17 protein-coding genes are annotated in these 19,918 nt (G+C 62.8%); 6 read left to right on the top strand and 11 right to left on the bottom strand.

From position 1 onward, the window contains the following. Positions 1-234: 234 nt before the first annotated feature. From NQV17_RS19100 to NQV17_RS19080, 5 genes are all read right to left on the bottom strand, one after another. Positions 235-774, bottom strand: a complete 540-nt coding sequence (locus NQV17_RS19100; RefSeq protein ID WP_257773456.1) for a hypothetical protein — start codon at positions 772-774, stop codon at positions 235-237. Between the two features lie 247 nt (positions 775-1,021). Continuing rightward, a complete protein-coding gene (locus NQV17_RS19095; RefSeq protein WP_257773455.1) occupies positions 1,022-1,390 on the bottom strand; it encodes a hypothetical protein in 369 nt (122 codons plus the stop codon). A gap of 172 nt (positions 1,391-1,562) precedes the next feature. Continuing rightward, positions 1,563-2,042, bottom strand: coding sequence for an RES family NAD+ phosphorylase (locus tag NQV17_RS19090; RefSeq protein ID WP_257773454.1), 480 nt, complete (start codon positions 2,040-2,042; stop codon positions 1,563-1,565). Next, on the bottom strand, positions 2,039-2,494 hold the full coding sequence (locus NQV17_RS19085) for an antitoxin Xre/MbcA/ParS toxin-binding domain-containing protein (RefSeq protein WP_044848829.1): 456 nt from the start codon (positions 2,492-2,494) through the stop codon (positions 2,039-2,041). Before NQV17_RS19085 ends, NQV17_RS19090 begins: the two co-directional genes overlap by 4 nt. A gap of 345 nt (positions 2,495-2,839) precedes the next feature. Then, on the bottom strand, positions 2,840-3,481 hold the full coding sequence (locus tag NQV17_RS19080; RefSeq protein ID WP_257773453.1) for an HD domain-containing protein: 642 nt from the start codon (positions 3,479-3,481) through the stop codon (positions 2,840-2,842). Positions 3,482-3,705: 224 nt separating this feature from the next. On the opposite strand from NQV17_RS19080, the gene NQV17_RS19075 reads away from it, so the two are divergent. The 3 genes from NQV17_RS19075 to NQV17_RS19065 all read left to right on the top strand — a co-directional run bounded on the left by NQV17_RS19075 (position 3,706) and on the right by NQV17_RS19065 (position 6,458). After that, positions 3,706-4,671, top strand: coding sequence for a GlxA family transcriptional regulator (locus NQV17_RS19075; protein WP_257773452.1), 966 nt, complete (start codon positions 3,706-3,708; stop codon positions 4,669-4,671). 449 nt (positions 4,672-5,120) lie between these two features. Then, a complete protein-coding gene (locus NQV17_RS19070; protein WP_124646588.1) occupies positions 5,121-5,432 on the top strand; it encodes a DUF4148 domain-containing protein in 312 nt (103 codons plus the stop codon). Positions 5,433-5,744: 312 nt separating this feature from the next. Continuing rightward, positions 5,745-6,458: a dienelactone hydrolase family protein gene (locus tag NQV17_RS19065; RefSeq protein ID WP_257773451.1), complete on the top strand. Its 714-nt coding sequence runs from the start codon at positions 5,745-5,747 to the stop codon at positions 6,456-6,458. A 508-nt stretch (positions 6,459-6,966) separates the two neighbouring features. Here NQV17_RS19065 and NQV17_RS19060 read toward each other — a convergent pair. Further along, positions 6,967-7,908: a LysR family transcriptional regulator gene (locus NQV17_RS19060; RefSeq protein WP_044848839.1), complete on the bottom strand. Its 942-nt coding sequence runs from the start codon at positions 7,906-7,908 to the stop codon at positions 6,967-6,969. Between the two features lie 237 nt (positions 7,909-8,145). Then, the gene (locus NQV17_RS19055; RefSeq protein WP_257773450.1) at positions 8,146-9,435 is read right to left on the bottom strand and encodes an adenylosuccinate synthase; all 1,290 of its coding nucleotides are present in this window, start codon (positions 9,433-9,435) and stop codon (positions 8,146-8,148) included. A gap of 140 nt (positions 9,436-9,575) precedes the next feature. On the opposite strand from NQV17_RS19055, the gene gcvA reads away from it, so the two are divergent. Beyond that, positions 9,576-10,481 carry a transcriptional regulator GcvA gene (gcvA, locus tag NQV17_RS19050; protein ID WP_257773449.1) on the top strand — a complete coding sequence of 302 codons (906 nt, stop codon included), beginning with the start codon at positions 9,576-9,578 and terminating at the stop codon, positions 10,479-10,481. Between the two features lie 325 nt (positions 10,482-10,806). On the opposite strand, the gene NQV17_RS19045 is transcribed toward gcvA, so the two are convergent. Next, positions 10,807-11,133 (bottom strand): hypothetical protein, encoded by a 327-nt coding sequence (locus tag NQV17_RS19045; protein ID WP_044848822.1) that lies wholly within the window; start codon positions 11,131-11,133, stop codon positions 10,807-10,809. A 2,569-nt stretch (positions 11,134-13,702) separates the two neighbouring features. On the opposite strand from NQV17_RS19045, the gene NQV17_RS19040 reads away from it, so the two are divergent. Next, a complete protein-coding gene (locus NQV17_RS19040; protein WP_044848821.1) occupies positions 13,703-15,019 on the top strand; it encodes a replication initiation protein in 1,317 nt (438 codons plus the stop codon). A gap of 90 nt (positions 15,020-15,109) precedes the next feature. On the opposite strand, the gene NQV17_RS19035 is transcribed toward NQV17_RS19040, so the two are convergent. Together NQV17_RS19035 and NQV17_RS19030 are read right to left on the bottom strand one after the other, a co-directional pair. Beyond that, positions 15,110-16,141, bottom strand: a complete 1,032-nt coding sequence (locus tag NQV17_RS19035) for a ParB/RepB/Spo0J family partition protein (RefSeq protein WP_124893800.1) — start codon at positions 16,139-16,141, stop codon at positions 15,110-15,112. Next, a complete protein-coding gene (locus NQV17_RS19030) occupies positions 16,134-16,829 on the bottom strand; it encodes a ParA family protein (protein WP_006759638.1) in 696 nt (231 codons plus the stop codon). The genes NQV17_RS19035 and NQV17_RS19030 overlap by 8 nt, the downstream gene beginning before the upstream one ends. A 410-nt stretch (positions 16,830-17,239) precedes the next feature. Between NQV17_RS19030 and NQV17_RS19025 the strand changes: the two genes are divergently transcribed. Next, on the top strand, positions 17,240-17,437 hold the full coding sequence (locus NQV17_RS19025) for a hypothetical protein (RefSeq protein ID WP_257773448.1): 198 nt from the start codon (positions 17,240-17,242) through the stop codon (positions 17,435-17,437). 1,328 nt (positions 17,438-18,765) lie between these two features. On the opposite strand, the gene NQV17_RS19020 is transcribed toward NQV17_RS19025, so the two are convergent. Beyond that, the gene (locus tag NQV17_RS19020; RefSeq protein ID WP_257773447.1) at positions 18,766-19,890 is read right to left on the bottom strand and encodes an MBL fold metallo-hydrolase; all 1,125 of its coding nucleotides are present in this window, start codon (positions 19,888-19,890) and stop codon (positions 18,766-18,768) included. Between the last annotated feature and the right edge of the window lie 28 nt (positions 19,891-19,918).

Here is a 19,918-nt window from a genome sequence, read left to right as displayed (position 1 = left end):
GTCGTCACGCTGCCGATCGGACATGCTTGCCTGCATCGACCGGTGCCGCGCAAGCGCGACCGGCGACCGGGAGCCCCGCTATTTAAGCATGGCGGGCAGGCAATGGGCAGAGGGTGCGCGGCACGCCGGTTCCGGTTCGCGGCACACGGACGCAGCCACGATGCGCGGCTCGCGCCAACAAAAAAAGCCCGGCCCGCATCGAAGCGGGCCGGGCCTTGGCTGAAAGCGTATCGCTTACAGCGCGCCGCCTTGTGCCGACGCCGAACCCTTCACGCCGACCGATGCGCCGCCCTGCACCGAGTTCGCCGCACCCTCGAGCGCTTCGCCGGCCTTCGCCTTCGCGCCGCCTGCGACATCACCCGCCGTCGACACCGCGCCTTGCGCGTGGCTCTTTGCCGAGGATGCAACGTGCTTCACGTGCGACTTCGTCGTGTGCACGGCCGATGCCGCGGCATCCTTCGCCGCGCCTGCAGCCGAACCGACCGCCTGCGTCGCACCGCCAACCGCGTTGCCCGCTGCCGAGCCGACGCCGCCGACCGTCTTGCCCACGCCGTTCAGCGCACCGCCGACCAGGTTGCCTGCGCCCGAACCCGAGCCCGCGGCATTCGCGCCTGCACCCGCCTGCACGCCCACGCCGCCGCCGAGCAGCGGCGTCTGGACTTGTGCACCGACGCCGGCGGAGCCTTCTGCGCCCGTCTGGGCCGTTTGTGCGAAAGCGGCCGATGCGATTGCCGTCAGCGCGGCGCCAAGCAGAATCGTGCGAATCTTGTTCATGGTCATTCTCCCCAAAGACGTTGTTGCTGCGGGCCGCCTTCGTGCGGCTTGTCGCATGCCTCACCGCGACGTGCGGCAGGTGGAGCCAATGTAGCCGCACCCACGCCCGAAACCATCGAATTGCGGGGACTGTTACTTCCGTTGCAAATGCTGACGATTGACTCACACTGTTTGACAATCATTTCGGCAGGCACGTGATTGGCATCGTCCGATCGCATGCATCGGCGCATCCGGTACGCCGCATCGGCTAGCAGGGAAACCGGCCGTTCCTGTAGGCATCCCAAAGAACGCGTGACGGCCAGCCGTCGGTGCGGCCCGACAACCGGCTTCGCGCGATCAGCTCGATGTCGTCCGACACGCACGCCGCGATGTCGGCATTCCCCGATGCCCGGAACGCGAGCCTGAACGCCTTTTCCCTCAGGGCATCCACGGCCGGCTTGTCCAGCACGGCGCCCGGATTGCCGTCGATTGCGTCGAATGCCGCCATCCAGCCGGCGTCGAACGGCTCCGCCTCGCGGCTGGCCAGCGCGCGATCGCAATCGACGTTGCCGAGAAAATCGAAAAAACCCGGGCCCGACAGGATGGCGTCCATTTCGAGCAGATGCGCGTTCGTCACGGCGCCCCCTTGCCACGATGCGTGGCCGTTCTGTTCATCGATCGTTGCTGCCGTGTGCCGCGTTCATGTTCCGCATCGGTGACGTGCAGCGCCCTGCCCGCCGCGACCGGCAGACCGGAGCCGCAGGCGAGCGCTGATCGGCGCGGTGCCGCGCGACAATGCGCAATCAGCCCTAGTCGCTCTTGTGCGACTGGATCAGCCGCAGAATCCGGCTGTCGTACGGCGACTGCATGACTTCGGCGATGCGGATCCCGGATGCGGCAGGGTGCAGCGGATTCAACAGGAAGTTGTGCGCGTGCGGCACGACGACGCTCGGTACGCGCAACAAGGCGCTCGGCTGCGTGTGCAGCCACTCGGTGCCGGCGCTGCGGGTCCAGTCGACGTCCTCTCGCCAGTCGGCCGGCGCATCGCCCTCCGCGATCTCGGCAACATCCACCGATTCAGGCACCTCGACCCGAAGCAGCTGGTAGCCGCTCGGCAATTGCGCAACGGTGGCGATTTCGAAGTGAACGAGCGTCTCGAGCAGCGCGAGCGCCGGATGCTCGGCGAGATAGACGACAGGCTGCCCGGCAAAATGCCAGCGCCCGCCGGCCCGCAATCCGCCGATGCCTTTCAGGTCCGCGTAATTGCTGATGCGCCACAGCGTCGTCAAGCGAAGTACCCCTCGTCGATCTGCGTGAGGGCTTCCTCGACGAGCCGCGCGCCATGCTCGGTACTCGCCATGTCGAGCGACGTGCGTCCGCCGAAGCGCTGGAGCCCGTTGCGCAGCCACGCCATCGCCTTGTCCTGGTCGCCGAACGTGGCCGTCGCCTGCGCGACGATGCGCGCCAGCCGGATCGCCTTGTCGGACTCCTCCTGCGACAGCCGCTCGTGCGCCTGGCGGCGATGGCTCAGCGTGCGCCGCGGGATGATGAAGGCGAGTTCGTCCGACTTCAGGCCGCGCTCCGACAGCCGGTCGATCACCGCGACGTCGACGCGCGCGCTCGCCAGCTCCGCGAGATCGGCGCCCGAGCGCACGCGAATCGCGAGCAGTTGCTCGAGGATCGTGAACTCGGCCTGGCGCGGGTGCGCGACGCCCGAAGGGTGAAACGCGATCGTGCTCATGACTCTTCTCCGGCAATTTGCCCAACCATTATAGGCGTTTTGCCGAAGACGGGCGGATTCGGTCGTCAGGCGGTCGACGACCGGTCGACGGCGGGCAGTTGCGGGTGTCGGCGAAACGGGGCTTCCCGCTCGCCGCCCCGGCACGCGCGGCCGGAGATGCGCGTCTGGAGCGGGATCGTGAAATTCACGTATATGAAGTCGCTGACTGACGTCATGAAGTTGTCACGTAACAACTTTTCTAATGAATATTCCATCGACGAAACGGAGCCCGCCACGTCCGGCCACCGAATTCGACATGCGTCGCACCGGTTGCCTTCCCCCCGCCCCGCCCGCCACCGACACCGATCAACCGGCCCACGCCGACGCTCGGATCACACGGCAGAAATTGCCTGCATGGAAATGCGGATCCTTGTCGGCCAGCACATCGGCCTTCACGTTGCCGAACGTCGTGTCCGGCTTGTGCCGGATGCCGTCGTAGAATGCCTGGATGATGTCTTCCTTGAAACGCGGCGTGCGCGGATGCGCGCGGACGACGGCTTCTCGCTCGACGTCGCTGTACTCCGGATACGTGAGGCCCAGCACGTCCATCTCGACACCGGCTGTGACGAGCGCGACGACCGGATGCATGTGCTGCGGAATGCCGGGGGTGGTGTGCAGTGCAATCGCGGTCCACACGAGGTCGATGTCCTGCTGCGAAATGCCCCTGCTCTTCAGGAAATCGCGGGCGGCATTGGCGCCGTCCACTTCGAATCGCTCACACGCGCTGCTGTGTCGATGCGTGAGCCCCATGTCATGGAACATGCAGCCGCAATAGAGCAGTTCGGGATCGTAGCTCAGCCCGCGGCGCTGGCCCGCGAGCGCACCGAAGTAGTACACGCGGCTGGAGTGATGAAACAGCAGCTCGGACTCGGTATCCCGTACGAGTTCGGTGATCTCGCGCCCGAGTTGGCTATCGGGAAGGGTGATGCCGGCGACGTTCACAGTCATGATCGATCTCCTTGGAAGACAGCATTCATTCTGCGGAGACCGTCGTTTGGCATCAATCGGCGTATTACGCCAAATCCTGCCATTTTGCTCGATCGACGGCCGCCACTGCCGGAACCATCGAATCGCACCTGCGTAATGCGCCGATGCCCCGCCCGTCGCATCGCACCGCGCGTCTATACTGCTACGCGTCACATTCGACACATCGACACATCACGCAACCGAACATGCCGAAGGTCGTGGGTATTTTCGCGGTACCAGGCGTACAACTGCTCGACGTCTCCGCGCCGCTCGACGTATTCGCACAGGCAAACGCCGAAAGCGGCAAACCGTTCTATACGCTGCGGATCATTGCGAGCGAGTCCGGCCCGATCCGCACGTCATCGGGCGCGCAATTGCTGGCCGACTGGATCGCTCCCGACATTCCCGATCGCATCGATACGCTGCTCGTTGCCGGTGCACCAGGTGCCGGCCGGATCGCGCTGCGCACCGACGTGCTCGCGTGGCTTCGATCGGCCGCCGTGCAAAGCAAACGGTATGGCTCGATCTGCACCGGCGCATTCATCCTCGCGGCGACCGGCCTGCTGAAAGGACGACGCCTGACGACGCACTGGGCCGCGGCCGATGCGCTCGCCGCCGCCTATCCGTCGCTCACCGTCGAAGCGGACGCGCTGTACGTACACGACGGCAAGCTGCGCACCGGTGCCGGCGTCACGGCCGGCCTCGATCTCGCGCTCGCGCTGGTCGAGGAGGATCTCGGCCGGGAAATCGCGCGGCGCGTCGCCGCGCAACTCGTCATGTTCTTCAAGCGCCCGGGCGGGCAGCTCCAGTTCAGCCGCAGCGGCGCGGCGCGCCCGGCGGGGCGTTCGGTGCTGCAGGAAGTCCAGCGCTGGATCGCCAGCCATCCGGAACTCGAGCACTCGGTGGCGGAACTCGCGAAGCATGCGGGCATGAGCCCGCGCCACTTCGCACGGCTCTTTCGCGCGGAGGTCGGCATGACGCCGGCCGCGTGGGTCGAAGCGACCCGCGTCGCGGCGGCTCGCCAGTTGCTCGAAAACGGACACGACACGCCGAAGCAGGTCGCCGCGAAATGCGGCTTCGCGAATGTCGATACGCTCAGACGGTCGTTCGCGCGGCATGTCGGGATCACGCCTGCCGAATACCGGAAACGGCAGGCGATCGTGGACGCGTGATGTGGTACGCGCGACGAGACGGCACGGGCATTCCCCGTCGATGCGCGAAGGAAGGCTGGTCTCGATTTCAACGCGATGGGGCGTGCGGCTTTCCGTGTCCACCATCAATACTTCGTTATCCGATTCAATTGAGTTTTCTATCGGCCAAGGTCGGCGTTCGGTCGCCATACGCTCCTGTCCTGTAGCGCGCCGGCCCGTCGTTCTTGCGTCGACATGCCATGCTCGACTCACCGCCGCCGCGACGATCATGCCCCACCGCAACCCGTGACCGCCGTCAGGCACGCCAACAATCGTCCAACAAAACCCGTTTTTCCCGCGAATCGTTTACCCAGTTGCAATAATTATTCGCTGGAACGCCTATTTCCGACCGGTATCGCGATCGCTACGATGCAAATCAACCGCTCAACGCAACAAGCGAAGCGCGAAATCTACGAAAACCGGAGGTCATCATGAAGTCGTTCATCTACGCAGTCGCCGCGGCCAGCGCCCTGTCCGCATCGTTTGGCGCATTCGCTCAGTCGAACCCGTCGGACCAACTGACGCGTGCCCAGGTCCGCGCAGAGCTCGTCCAGCTCGAACAGGCCGGATACAAGCCGGAAGTCTCCGATGTCCACTACCCGAATGCGCTGCAGACCGCGCAGGCGCGCGTGACGAACGGCGACACGACGGGTTACGGCGCACAGGCCGCCGCCGGCGTGCGTGCCGGCCGCGCGATTGCGGTCAAGCAGAACGCTCGCGACTCGGTCTATTTCGGTCAGTAAGACTGCCGCACGCGACGCATTCCGCGATACGCCCGCTGCCGACGCAACACCCCGCTCCCGTCCATCGGGGCGGGGTGTTGTGTTTTCGGCGCACGCGACATGCGCGCCGCACGACGCCCGATCGATGCGCGAGCGCGGATCGGCCGCCGCATCGCGCCGTTCACGCAGACCGCCGGCGTTTGCGCATAGAATGGCCGCGTGGTCGGCGCCGGCCGAAGCGAACGCGAGCGGGGCCTCGACTCACCGGGCATACCGCACTCGCTGGCCGACCCGATGCCGCACTCATCGCATTTTTCGAAAAGGAGCGGTTTCATGTCTCAAACATCCGGTTCCATGATCACGTTTCGCCGTCCGGACGGCCAGGAACTGCAGGGCTACCTCGCCACGCCGGAAAAGACCGAAGGCGCACCCGCGGTCGTCGTCATCCAGGAGTGGTGGGGCCTGAATGACCAGATCCGCGGCGTCGCCGATCGCCTCGCGCGTTGCGGCTACTTCGCGCTCGTGCCCGACCTGTATCGCGGCAAGTCGACGGTCGAGGAGGAAGAAGCGCACCACCTGATGACGGGCCTCGATTTCGGCGACGCCGCGTCGCAGGACATTCCCGGCGCGGTGCAATACCTGAAGACGCACGCGTCGCGCGTGGCGGTCACCGGCTTCTGCATGGGTGGCGCGCTCACGCTGCTGTCGCTGCAGTTCGCCGAGGCGGACGCCGGCGTCACGTGGTACGGCTTCCCTCCGCTCGACTACCTCGACCCGTCGAAGATCAAGGTGCCGCTGATGGGTCACTGGAGTACGCAGGATGCGTTCTTCGCGATCGACCAGGTCGATGCGCTGGAGAAGAAGCTGACCGATGCAAAGGTCGACATCGAATTCCACCGCTATCTCGCGCATCACGCGTTCGCGAACGAAACGGCCGTCGGCCCCGGCCGCATCGGCGGCACGCAGTTCGATCCGGTGTGGTCGCAGATCGCGTGGGATCGCACGCTCACGTTCTTCGGGCGCACGCTCTGGGACAAGCAGCAGTAATACCGCAGCAGGCACCCGCCGCTGCCGTGCAGCGATGCACGTCAAGCAAAACGCCACGGACTTGCATCCGTGGCGTTGTCGTATGCGGCAAGGATTGCGTTACGCGAGCGGCGGTGGCGCCTGCCGCGATCACCAGACCGGCCTCGATCAGCTGGCGACGGGGTGTGGATAGTCGGTCAGCCATGGAAGCCTGTGCTCGACGGGGCGGAAACGGAGGAGCGGGTTGCGAGTCGCCGGTGCGCGACATGCAAACGGTCGCGTGAACGCGCGGGCACGGGTCGCATCGATGCCAGGCGGTCGACGCTTCACACCGAACCGACGATCTCCGATATCGAAAGCAGGGTTTCCATAACGGCGCGCATCGAGCGATGCAGCCGGTCGGTGAAGTCGTGCTGCGTCTTTCTCATCATCAATTTAGGTATGCAAAGTATCTTGCGCAGCCGAACCTGGATTCAAGGACGATGCGTGTGCCGCATCATGCGATCCGGCACACGTCGTCCGCCTTCGCTCAGGACTCGCAGGAACCGCGCAGCGCAGCCTCGTCGGCGGACAGCATTTCAGGCACGCATTCGCGCAGGAAATCGACGAAGGTACGGATCTTCGCGTCGAGGTACTGGCGCGACGCGTACAGCGCGTAGACCGTCAGTTTCTGCAGTCGGTACTCGGGCAACACGCGAACCAGCGCACCGCTCGCCAGTGCGGGCACCGCGGTCGACATCGGCAACGAACCGATCCCGAGGCCGGCGCGCAACGCGGCGCCGAGCGCGTCGGCAATGTTGACCTGGAAATCCGCCAGCGGCAGTTCGAACGTCTCGCGACCGTCGGGGCCATCGAGATGCCAGCGGTCGCGCGGAAAGATCGGCGTGACGATCTGCAGGCACGCATGCGCTTCGAGATCGCGCACGGTGCGCGGCGTCCCGCGTTCCTTCAGGTACGCCGGCGACGCGCACAGCACGCTGTGCACATCGCCAAGCCGCTGCGACACCAGCCCCGAGTCGGGCAACTCCGTCGCGCTCAGTTGCAGCGACACGTCGTAGCCTTCGTCGATGATGTCGGGCACGTGCTGCGACAGCGTGAGCTCGACGGCCACCGACGGATAGCGCTGCCGGTATCGCACCACTGCGGGCACCAGGTAGGCCTGGCCGAAACTGGTCGTCGCGTGCACATGCAGGCGCCCCGACGGCTTCGCCTGCGCATCGGCCGCCTCGGCTTCCGCTTCGTCGATATAGCCGAGGATGCGCTGGCATCGGTCGAGATAGCGCTGTCCGGCATCGGTCAACGCGATGCGGCGCGTGCTCCGGTTGAGCAGACGGGTGCGCAGGTGCGTTTCGAGTTGCGCGACCGAACGCGATGCGTAGGCGGTGGTGATGTCCAGGCGCTGGGCCGCACTCGTGAAGCTGCCCTCCTCCGCCACCCGGACGAAAATGCGCATCATCTGTAACGTGTCCATCGACATGTCCCCGGGATTGAAATCGCTTCGCTGCGGCGCCCGCCCCGGCACGGGCCGGTCTGGCGCGAATCGTGCGGAACAGTACCGCAGCGGTGCGGGCGTGTCCAGTTTGCCGCGCGCCGCGGCGGCAGGCCGTCGTTCACGCGACAACCCACGCCGCAGGACGACCGGCACCGGAGCGATGCAGGCCGCATGGCGGCGGCCTGCCGGGCACGCATTGCGCGTGCCGCGTCGCGCTCAGGCCGGGTCGAAAGGATTGCTCAGCACGATCGTGTCGTCGCGCTCGGCGCCGGTCGTGATCATCGATACAGGCGCGCCCGCGACCGCCTCGACGCGTGCGATGAAATCATGTGCGGCACGCGGCAGCGCCGCACGCTCGCGCACGCCCTTCACGGTTCCGTCCCACCCGGCGAACGTTTCATAGACGGGCGTTGCGCGCGCCTGCGCATCGAGGCTCGCGGGCAGATGGTCGACGCGTGCGCCGTCGAGTTCGTAGCCGACACACAGCTCGATCGACGCAAAGCCGTCGAGCACGTCGAGCTTGGTGAGCGCGAGCGAATCGATACCCGAGATCCGGACGGCCTGCCGCAACTGCGCGGCATCGAGCCATCCGCAGCGGCGCGGCCGGCCCGTGTTGACGCCGAATTCCTGTCCGCGTGCGCGCAGCGTTTCGCCGGTGGCGTCGTTCAGTTCGGTGAGGAAAGGGCCGCCGCCGACGCGCGTCGCGTACGCCTTGGTCACGCCCAGCACGTGACCGAGTTTCGACGCGCCGAGGCCGGTGCCGGCCGCCGCGGCCGATGCAACGGTGCCCGACGACGTCACGAACGGATACGTGCCCCAGTCGATGTCGAGCATCACGGCCTGCGAGCCCTCGAACAGGATGCGCTCGCCGCGCTCGTTCGCGTCGTTGAGGTCGGCCCACACGGGACGCACGAACGGCAGGATCTTCGGTGCGATGTCGACCAGCATTGCAACCATCGCGTCGCGCGAGCACGGCTCGAGCCCCAGGCCGCGGAACCATGCATTGTGGTGATCGACCAGCACGTCGAGCTTGCCGGCAAGCCGGTCCGGCTCCGCCAGATCGGCAACCCGCAGCCCGCGGCGCCCCACCTTGTCCTCGTAGGCCGGCCCGATCCCGCGCAGCGTGGTGCCGATGGGCTCGCGACGCAGACGCTCCTGCGCCTGGTCGATCGCACGGTGAATCGGCAGGACCAGCGTGGCGTTCTCCGCGATCGACAGATTGTCCGGCGTCACCGACAGCCCGAGCTCGGCCATCCGCCCGATCTCCGCCAGCAGCGCCTCCGGATCGAGCGCCACGCCGTTGCCGATCACGCCGCGCTTGCCGCGCACGATGCCGCTCGGCAACAGCGCGAGCTTGTACGTCTTGTCGCCGACGACCAGCGTATGGCCCGCGTTGTGGCCGCCGTTGTACCGTGCGACGAGATCGGCCTGCGCCGCCAGCCAGTCCACGACGCGCCCCTTGCCTTCGTCACCCCATTGGGCGCCCACCACCACCACGTTCGGCATGCTCCGCACTCCATGTGAGAAATTCAGACACATATTCCGGCCGCATCGGCCGTTTGTGTGCCATATTGGCGAAGCATGATCGCCCGATCAAACGATTAAATCTGAGCATTCGCGTGAGTAAAACTCATGCGAAACGATGAATGGCCCGACGACTCCCTCCGTTGAATTCGCTGCGCGCGTTCGAAGCCGCGGCCCGGCACGGCAGTTTCACGCTCGCCGCCGACGAGCTGTGCGTGACGCATGGCGCGATCAGCCGGCATGTCCAGCAACTGGAGGCATGGCTTGGCCGGCCGCTGTTCGAGCGGCACAACCGGCGGGTCGACCTGACCGATGCCGGTCGCGCGTACCTCGCCGAGGTCGGTGCATCGTTCGACCGGATTGCGCTGGCCACCGCGCAGCATTTCGGCCAGGGGCAGCAGCGCGTGCTGCGCGTCAGCGCGCCCGCGACGTTTTCGCTGCGCTGGCTCGTGCCGAAGCTGTCGTCATTCCAGGTCGCCCATCCGGCCGTCGAAGTGCGGCTGTCGACATCGAACGAGCCGATCGAGAAGTTGCGCGACAAGGTCGACCTGATCGTCCGCGGCGGCCCGCAGGCAATCGACGGCTATGTCGCCGAGGAATTCCTGTCCGAAGTCAGGCTGCCCGTATGCGCGCCGAAGCTGCTCGAGGGCAGGCCGTTGCGTACGCCGGCCGATCTCTCGGGCTTCACGCTGCTGCATGCGGCGACCTATCCCGGCATGTGGCCCGAGTGGCTCGCGGCAGCGGGGCACGCGAATCTGGTGCCGCGGCATTCGCTCACGCTCGAGCATTTCTATCTGACGCTGCAAGGCGCGCTCGACGGTCTCGGCGTCGCGATGGGGCCGATCGCGCTCGTCGCGGACGACATCGCCGAAGGCCGGCTGGTGCAGCCGTTCAGCGAACCGGCACTGCCGCCGTGGCGCTACTTCACTTATGTGGCGGCCGCGCGCGCGGAGGACGAAGCCGTGCGGGCGTTCAAGGACTGGCTGAAAGTGACGGGGAATGCGGCGGCAGCGAACGCGCGGCGCTGACCAGGTCCTGACGGCGACGATCGCTCGGTCGGTGCGGGTTTCGGGCGCCATTGCGACGCCGCGTATTGCTCGTGCATGAACGTCTTTCGCCTCGTCGTTCATCCAACGGTTTTTGCATTCCGTAGGATTACTACTAGTCTGAACAGGACGGACAGAGCAGGAAGAGTCACCGCATCGAGGTGGTTTCCACCTCATCGAAAAACAAAGGATACCGAATTATTTGATGCGGAGGTGATACCCGCATGGGTGCCCGGACGCGCATCGCGTTTCCACAGCACAAACGACAAACCCCGGCTCGAGCCGGGGCTTTTCTCGCGAGGGACGCTTATTGGCTGGCGCCCGCGGCTTCGCCCGCCTTCTTCTCAGCGTTCTGCAGGTTCTGCGGGTAGTTCGGATCGTTGGCCGCCGGTTTGTAACCCGCGTCTTCGAGCTTCTTCAGTTCGGCGTTGTTCTTCGCGCGCGCTGCCTTGTGTTCGGCTTTGCGTTTTGCCCGTGCTGCCTTGCGTGCTTCACGCTTCGCAGCTTTCGCATCCGAAGCGGCGGATGCGGCCGGTGCGCTGGCGTCGGTCTGCGCGAACACCGGAGCAGCCGAGCCGAAGAGGAACGCCGCTGCCGTAGCAGCCAGCGTCAGTTTTTTGATCTGGATTCGCATCGCTGAACTCTCTTTTCTGATTGGTCACGGAGTGAAAGTACATCGAGATACCGCCCCTGCCCCTGGCCGGTCTTCATCTCGCGATCAGGGCCTTTGCATCATAACCGCGTTGCAAAAAATGTGGCGCTATCGTGCGCACATTCTTGGGGATACACGTATGGGAAACGTCGCATCGTCACGTCTCCCGCGTTCCCGCCGGATCCTCGTTTCGCGGGGATCACGGCCATGCCTCGCGCTCGCGGATCACGCGACGTGCGCGACCGCTGCAAACATGTGACGAAGCGGATTGTTCCGTCGATACGATGCAAGTTGCCGATGAGGATGAGATCCGTTTCGGCGCATCGCGCACGCATACGACGCCGCCTGTTTCATCCGTGGAATTTGCTGCTCCCGCAACGCGATCGTCGCCTCATGAGCGGAACATGCGACGGAATCGCGGACCTGTGCGCCATGCTGCGATTTGCGGCCGCGCGAACGACGGCTCCTCCCATAAATGACCACGATTCATTCCGGGCCGAGTCTGGCCCGTTCCGCTACACGTCGGCCCGATACGGTGCGAACGATCGGGTAACCGGTGGCCGCTTGCATGGTTACCTGTTCGGCACGGTTGGTCGCCACTTCTGGGAGATGACATTTGCGGGCAGAGACGACATCTGCAGCACAAGGTGAGCACTTCGATCGGCATTCGTTCACGATCGCGCATCAGCATCATGCGATGCGGTCGCATGAGCGCATGGGCTGCGCGCGTCATCGTATCTGCGTCACGAAGAGTTTTGCACCTGTGCGACAGGCACGCCGGCGCGTCTGGTGCTGCGCTCATACGTCACAGCTTTTCCATCGGGTGCCCGTATCTCGTGCGGACGCGTCGCACGGACGGGTCCCATCAACCCAAGGGGCACCTCGTAGATGAGCTTTTACAGGACCCGACAATTTCCGACGGTGAGTATTTTCGGGATTCGGGTGTGTATCCGGCAAGGGTGAGCCTGGTTGACTGCGCTCGCCTCACGTTTCGGAACCATGCCGGATCGCCGCGACCGAGACGCGCTTGATTGTCGTCACGACCGGCACAGGGATGCAGTTCTTGTCCGGCCTGTCGAGATACTGTACCGATTTCGATACGGGCCCAAAGGTAGAAAACCATGAGGTCAAATGAACTGAGCGAGGCCTGGGGGTTTCGTCCGCGCACTAGTCGCTGACTGAAAAGTGTCGGACGAGCAGCCGCGCGATAGCCGAAGACTTATCCATGGAAGCGCGGGCACAGTCGCCAAAAAAACCGCTTGCGGATGAATTCCGGTCATTTCTCACTTCCCTGATGCGTACCCGCAATATTCCTGTGCGGGTGCGATGGCCCTCGCCTACGGGTAATCACGGACGGAGAAACTTCCCGCCGTGGGCATTTTCCGATCCCATAGATGGGAACCTATGTCCTGGAAACGCGGATTCCTTCCCATAAGTTTCTACGTTTGAGCGTTAGTTAGTGGGTACTCACCCCCGTGCGAAGCCTTGTCGGGCCTAGGAGGCTTGCAGAATGGGGCCAAATATCGCGGATCCACAGGCTGGGAGACCCGGATTGCTGTGCCCGTCGAGCCCGTTGGAGTCCCTTTGGTAGCGGTTTATGGGGGTTGCTTTTCTGCACAGGCACACGTGTGTTTACATCTTTGGTAAACAACGTTTACTTCTTTAACTACTTTTAGACGGCTCACAGCCTTGTCTGGTAAGGGTTTGACAGGTGTTCGGTACCCATTTATGGGAGCACAGGCGGAAGAGTATGGGGTTTCAGGTCTGTGGATTTGGGGAATCGGGTACCGGGTTGTGGGAAATCGGGGTTGTGGATATGGGGCACGCGTAGCCTGTTATGGGAATTCGGCCCAAAAACACTTCAGGTAGCCCTCTATGGGGGAATCCATTGGTAGCCATTTATGGTGCGTTTCAACTGATCCGTCCGTGCCTCCGGGCACAGCGTTTCGTGTAGGGTTGCCGGTTATGGGACGGACTTCAGGTAGTCGTTTATGGGTGCTTGTATTGACCGCGTGATCTCGTTTGGGTCGTCCCTTTGGTTGTGGCGTCCCATAAACAGGATCAGGCCGGTAGAAAGGTTACCTTCTGTGGGGGAATCTGAAGGTAGTCATCCATGGGGAGCATTTTCGCCTGTCGGGCACAGTTGAAGACAAAACGCCACGCCGTTGGATTTCGACAGGTACCCATTCATGGGGCGTGTTGAAGGTAGCGCGTTATGGGAGGAACGCAGATCGTGTTGCAGGGCACCACGAATCGGGTTCGCCAATCCAGTTGGAGCCGATTGTTTCCCATGAATGGGTACCTTTGATAGGGCAAGTCCCATGCCGGATCCTGGCGACAGACCACACAGGTAGAAGGTTTTGGGAGCTGTTTTTGACCGAAAGGTATATGGATATGGGGCTCCGAACAAATAGGAAAACCTGGGTTTTTCCTTTTGTGACGGGATGTTAGCATCGATAGTGAAAGTGATACTGTAGAAAGAGGCGTTGCTCGGTGGCTGGAAAAGGTATAAAGTCCGCCATCAACACGGTCACCTTCTCCGGACATTACGATGCCGCGCAAGCCCGCAATCAAAGGCTCCGACAAGCAGGTTTCGCTATTTCAGACGCCCGAGCCTCCCGATCTGCTGCGCAAGGCGGTCCAGGCCATTCATATCGCTCCGAAGTCCGGAAAGATCGGGCTGCAGCAGCGCAAGATGTTCAGCTCGTTGATCAAGAATGCCCTTCGCCAGGAAGCGTTCGAGCCCGGCCGGACGAGCTTCTCGATCTCGATCGCCGCGCTCTCGCACGAAAGCGGGTTGAACAGCAACAACACGAAATACGTGAAGGACACGGTCAACTCGCTGATCAGTACCGTCGTCAACTGGGACTACCTTGCGGCCGACCGGTCGACGGTGTGGAAGGCGTCGGGCCTGCTCGCCGGCGCCGAGCTCGAGCAATCGGTGCTGAAGTACAGCTTCTCCGACCAGATTCGCAGCGAGCTGCTCAATCCGGAGATCTATGCGCTCATCGATATGCGGATCGCGCGCGAGTTTCGGCGCTCGCACTCGCTTGCGCTGTGGGAAAACACGGTGCGCTACGAAGGGATCGGCATCACGGCGAAGATTCCGCTGCCAAAATTCCGCGATCTCATCCTCGGTCAGGACAAGGCATCGCAATCGTACAAGGAGTACAAGCTCTTCAAGAGCAAGGTCCTGGTGCCGTGCATTCAGGAGGTGAACGAAGTTTCCGACCATACGCTCGAGCTGATCGAACACAAGTCAGGTCGCAGCGTGGAGGCCGTCCAGTTCAAGGTGACACGCAAGCAGAGCGCGGATATGGTCGAGGAAGGCGACGTCAAGAACGAAGCACTCGTCGACGAAGTCGCCAAGTTCGGCATCCCGCGTTCGGAAGCGCGCCGGCTGATCACGCAGTACGGTGTGCAGCGCATCAAGGCGGCAATCGCCTATACGCTCAATCGGACTACGAAGAAGAATGCAGCCCCTGTCGACAACGTGGCCGCGTATTTCCGCAAGGCGCTGACACACGGCTATACGCTGGCCGACGGTCAGGGGACCGAAACGGCCGCGCCGGCAAAGGAATCCGCGCAGAGCAAGCAGGAACAGATTCGCGACAAATACCTGGCGGCGAAGGTCGACGAAGCCGGTGCGTATTTCCGCGAACTGGAGATCGACGACCAGACCAAGCTGATCGAGCGCTACAACGAGACGGTGGCCGGTTCGAAGGATCTCACGCTGTCGCCGAAGAAGAAGGCGAGCAAGCTGGCGCAAACCAGTTTCTTCCGCTGGCTGGCGATCGACACCTGGGGCGAACCGACCTCGGACGACCTGCTGGAATTCCTGCTGAAAAGCAGTCTCGCGACCAACTGATCAAGGCCTCGCAGCCTGGCATGCGCCGCGCGCCGGACTTCATCCGGTTGGGCGGTGGCGTGCAGGCGCGAGGCCTTTGTCTTGGCGCGGCTACTTTTGCGCGGCTTCTGCCAGTTCGGCGACGTACGCGTCGATTACGGTCTTGAGCCGGTCGGCGAGTGCTTCCTGGTGAGACGCATCGACCCCCTTCAGTTGCAGATCCAGACGCCCGTCCGGATAGGTCTTCAGCTGACCGATCGCGCGTGATTCGAGCGCGAAATCGTGACGGACGCTGTAGCGCGTGCGCCCCGCCTTCTTGTTGCCGTCGCTCTGCGCGCGCAGGAAATTCTCGAGGTCGCGCACCGACTTTTTCCGGTCGATCACCGCGGTGAGCAGCCGGTCGGCAGCCGGTTCGCCCAGGCGCTCGAAAATCAGCTTCAGGAAGTACGCCGCCTGCAGGCCGACCACATCGTTCGCGCTGGCCATCCGTTCGAGCAGCGTGTTGGGCAGAGCGTTCAGCGACAGCGTCTTGCTGATCGATGCCTTGTCCTTGCCGATCTTTTCCGCGAGCGTGTTCTGGTCGGGGAAGACCTTTTCGTCGAGAAGACGCTTCCACGCGACCGCATCGTCGAAGATCGTCTGGCGCTCGTGGTCGTGGTTGGCGCGATACGCGATCGTGTAGAGCTGCTCGGGCGTGTGGTCCGTGCGAAACGTCGCGTTGATCGTCTCGTCGCCGTTGATGCTCGTCGCGCGCAGGCGGCGTTGCCCGTCGATCACGACGAGCTTGCCGGGAAACTCCGGGAGCCGCGTGACCTTGATCGGCTCGATCTGCCCTTCCCGCTTCAATGTCAGTGCGAGCTCGTGCAGGCTCGATTCCGAATAGAACACGCGCGGGTTGAACGGGTTCGGGATGCAGTCCTTGACCGCGACTTTCTGCGGCGCGCCGAGGTCGATCGCGTCGGCGGACGTGGTCGAGGCGGGGGCGACGGGGGAAGCGGCTTCGGCGGCGGGATTCGACGCGGGAACCGGCTCCGGCAGGCGCGTTTCGAGCGCCGCGTTTTCCTGCGCGAGCCCGCGCAGCAGGCCGGCCGCGAGATGCAGGTTGCCGGTCGGCTTCTTCTCTTTTGAGGTGTCCTTAGCCATGAGCGGCTCCGGTAGCGCGCGTCGACGCGATGTATTGGGCCATTTCGGTGACCAACCGCTCGATTTCCGCGCGGGCTTCTTTCAGCCCCTTCAGGTATCGATTGTGATGATGGATCGTGGTGCCGAGGGCGAACGTCTGCCGGTAGACCTCTCGCTGCGCGATCTGGCTGTCGAGCAGATGCTCCCCTATTTCTTCAGCCCTTAGAATTTTTAAAATTTCTTCACGCATTTTAGTTTTTCCATTGACGCTATTCAGCATCAGCGCGGAAGACAAATTCGGGTTCCGAACGGCGCGCATCGACTCGATCATCCGAATCATCGCGACGGTGCTGTACAGGTCGGCCGGCGACGGGGACAGCGGTACGAGGCAGAAATCGGCGACTTCCAGCACGGACGCAATACGAGGGTCTTCGAGGTTGCCCGGGCAGTCCACGACGATCACATCGAAATTTGCATCCTGCTTCTTGATCTCGCCGCCGATGCCGCGACCGGCGGGGGCCAATGACAGAACCGTCATCGGGAGCGTATTTTCCCCGCTCGTGACCCATCTGACCGACGTGCCTTGAGGGTCGGCATCGATCAAGGCGACTTTGTTGCCGCCAGCCTCGAAGGCCGCCGCGATATTGACGGAGATGGTCGTCTTTCCAGTACCACCTTTTTGATTACTAACGGCGATCTTGAAAGCCATTAAATTCCTCCAAGGAGTTTTGCGTAATATATGCAGTTGTTGTTGAAAAGTCCAGAAAAGTGTTAGATGGGCCAAGAAATTTTCTGATCGATGGGGTTGTCACGTGACAAGCAGGCCAAATGGCTAGCAGATTGTTTCTTGAATCGAAATCGGCTGAAAAATAAAAACGGACAACACTTCATGCGAGATGGAACGTGCTAATGGAGTGCTGAGGAATTCAGCGGCGGAAGCGACAACAATTGCGGTGCGGGTTCCAAAGGTGATTTCGTTATCGTCTTGGAAATGCCGGGGCAGGTTTTCCAACTACTTGCGAGCTTGAACGGCGTCGGAATCTGCAGTTGTCACGTGACAAGTCGATGCGGATGGCTAGGACCGCAAATGCACGTCGACGGGGAATATGCAGATTCGACGTGCAGTGGACTCGTTGGGAATTCTTTCTTTCTCTTTCCTCATTGCAGCGGTTGCACTCAGATATGCTGGTGCTGGTGCTGGTGCTGGTGCTGGTGCTGGTGCTGGTGCTGGTGCTGGTGCTGGTGCTGGTGCTGCGACTGCGACTGCGACTGCGACTGCGACGGATGTGGTTGTTACGTGACAACCCGGCTCAGTAGCGATTTCGGACGGATTCGCTTGCCGCAATGCAGCCACTACAGAAGTCGCTAGCGTGAAGAAACCCGCGCGATATACGAAACGGACGTGGTCGACTGGGCCAGGTTACGGAATCGGCGAGCCGTTCGAGTCGGACGGTTGTCACGTGACAACCGCTGAGGTCTCGTGTCGGAATGACCTGCCTGATACCGCTGCAGCGTCTTCATTGGTGAGCCAAACGAACATGTTGTGAGAGCTGGAATGTGCGAGTGAGCGGTACTGGCCGGGCGGCTGGGTGCACTAGCATTTTTGAACTGCGCGGCTCTCAATATCTGCCCGACATGTCAGGCGGGGGTGTTGGGGGCTTTGATATGGCCCTAATAAATCCGACCGATCCGCATTCGCCATGATCACGATGCCGCGGCAAGGGAGGGTGAGGGTTGATATTCGGAGCTTTGTTGTGTCACCGAGTGATTCAATGGTGGCCGGCATCGGCATCGGCATCGGCATCGGCATCGGCATCGGCATCGGCATCGGCATCGTTTCACGCATCTTTATCGCGCGACGGCTGTAAGGGCGAATTCATGCATGTCGGCGAGGGGGATGACGCGAAATCGGCAGGGTCGTGAAACATTTCTCCAAAAAGGTCCGTCTCCGTAAACCCTTGTCTAGCAACCAGTTGCGCCACTTTCTTCATGTTGTTTCACGCAAGCCGAACGTGATTGATGGGTAAAATGGGGGGCGCATGGATCTTGAGCATACTATCGGGATCAAGCGACGGAAAACGAGGAAAAATCGTATCAATAGAAACGTGTTTTGTAGTGGGCAATACGTTCCGCTTTAAGGAGGCGATTGGCATGCCGCCGACCTGCGACGCCCCGCCGAACAAACCGACGGGGATTCAAGAAATGCGACTCCTCTCTTCATCGCCAGTTGTCACGTGACAACGCGCTGCCCCGGCGGTGCCGAATTGCGAATCTGCGGGTGGTGGGAGAAATCGAAGCGGGCGCCTTGGCCGATGTTGAATTTACGGAGCGCCCAAGACTGCGTCGAGCTAATACTGATTCTTAGACGACCTCGGATGACCGTCTCCAATGGACTCGGCCAACGTCTATCGCAGCGGATACGAAAACGGGATCTGCAGAATCTGCATCAAGAAGGTAAAGCACATTGGCACCATCGGGCCGGCCGTCTCTACCGCATCTATCTCGAATGGCGCCGGAGGTCAGATTTCCGGCCTCACCGATCATCGTCACCGACCATCAACAACGCGTTCGCTACCAAGCCCCGTATCGCGACGAAAATTCACCGCCGCGACGTTTCCGCCCAGAAACCGTCGCGGCCATCGAATCTACTTCGTCGCTTGCGATGCGCACGGTTGCCACCGGCGTGTCTTCGTTGCGGGAGTCTTTGCCGGCTCATCGACCGATCGCCACCAGCGCTCGCCGCGATGCGGCTCATTCAGATCGAGTCGCTCGCCCATCCTGGGCGTTGACAGCTCGACGCCATGCACCATTGCCAGCGCGGTGACGCGTTCGAACGGCTCTTGCCAACGATGCATCGCGAGATCGAACGTGCCATTGTGAATCGGCATCAGCGTGCGACCGCGCAGGTCGATGTGCGCCTGCACGGTTTCTTCCGGCTGCATGTGCACGTACGGCCATTGCGGGTCGTATGCGCCGGTCTCGATCAGCGTCACGTCGAAGGGCCCAAGACGCTCGCCGATTGTCCGGAAACCGTCGAAATAGCCGGTGTCGCCGCTGAAGAACACGCGCAGATCGTCGTCGATGACGACCCACGACGCCCACAGCGTGCTGTTGCCGTCAAACAGGCTACGCCCGGAGAAGTGCTGTGCCGGTGTCGCGATCAGCGTCAGGCCGTCGACGTCGATGCTCTGCCACCAGTCGAGCTGGCGTACCTTCTGCGAGTCGATACCCCATTCGATCAAGCGGTCGCCGACGCCCAACGTCGTGACGAACACGCCAGTGGTGGCCGCAAGCGCGAGCACCGTGTCACGGTCGAGGTGATCGTAGTGATCGTGAGACAGGATCACGCCGCGCAACGGCGGGAGGTCCTCGAGCGCAATCGGCGGCGCATGGAAGCGCTTGGGGCCGACGCGCCGGAACGGCGATGCACGTTCGGCAAATACGGGATCGGTCAGCCAGAACTCACCGCGTAGTTTCAACAGTAGCGTGGAATGCCCCAGCCGATACAGGCTGCGGTCGGGGGCCGCGTCGAGTTGTTCGCGAGTCAGTGAATCGATGGGCAATGCGCCTGTCGGAACCGTGTTGCGCGGCTTGTTGACCAGCATGTTCCATGCGATACCGAGCGTCTTGCCGAAGCCTTCGACCGGTCGCGGTGCGACGTTGCTGAAGCGTTCGCCATTGTGCTGCGGCGACTCGCCGGACAGCGTGCGGCCACGCCTGGCGGCGGCGAAACCCAGTACGCGATGAAGAAAAACGAGAGGCGAAGCCATGTCGATTCGTCCAGAAATAAAAGTACAC

The organism is Burkholderia sp. SCN-KJ, assembly GCF_024656005.1.
Taxonomy (GTDB): domain Bacteria; phylum Pseudomonadota; class Gammaproteobacteria; order Burkholderiales; family Burkholderiaceae; genus Burkholderia.
Note: the sequence above shows the minus strand (reverse complement) of the source record. Positions and strands in the feature narration are given on the sequence as shown.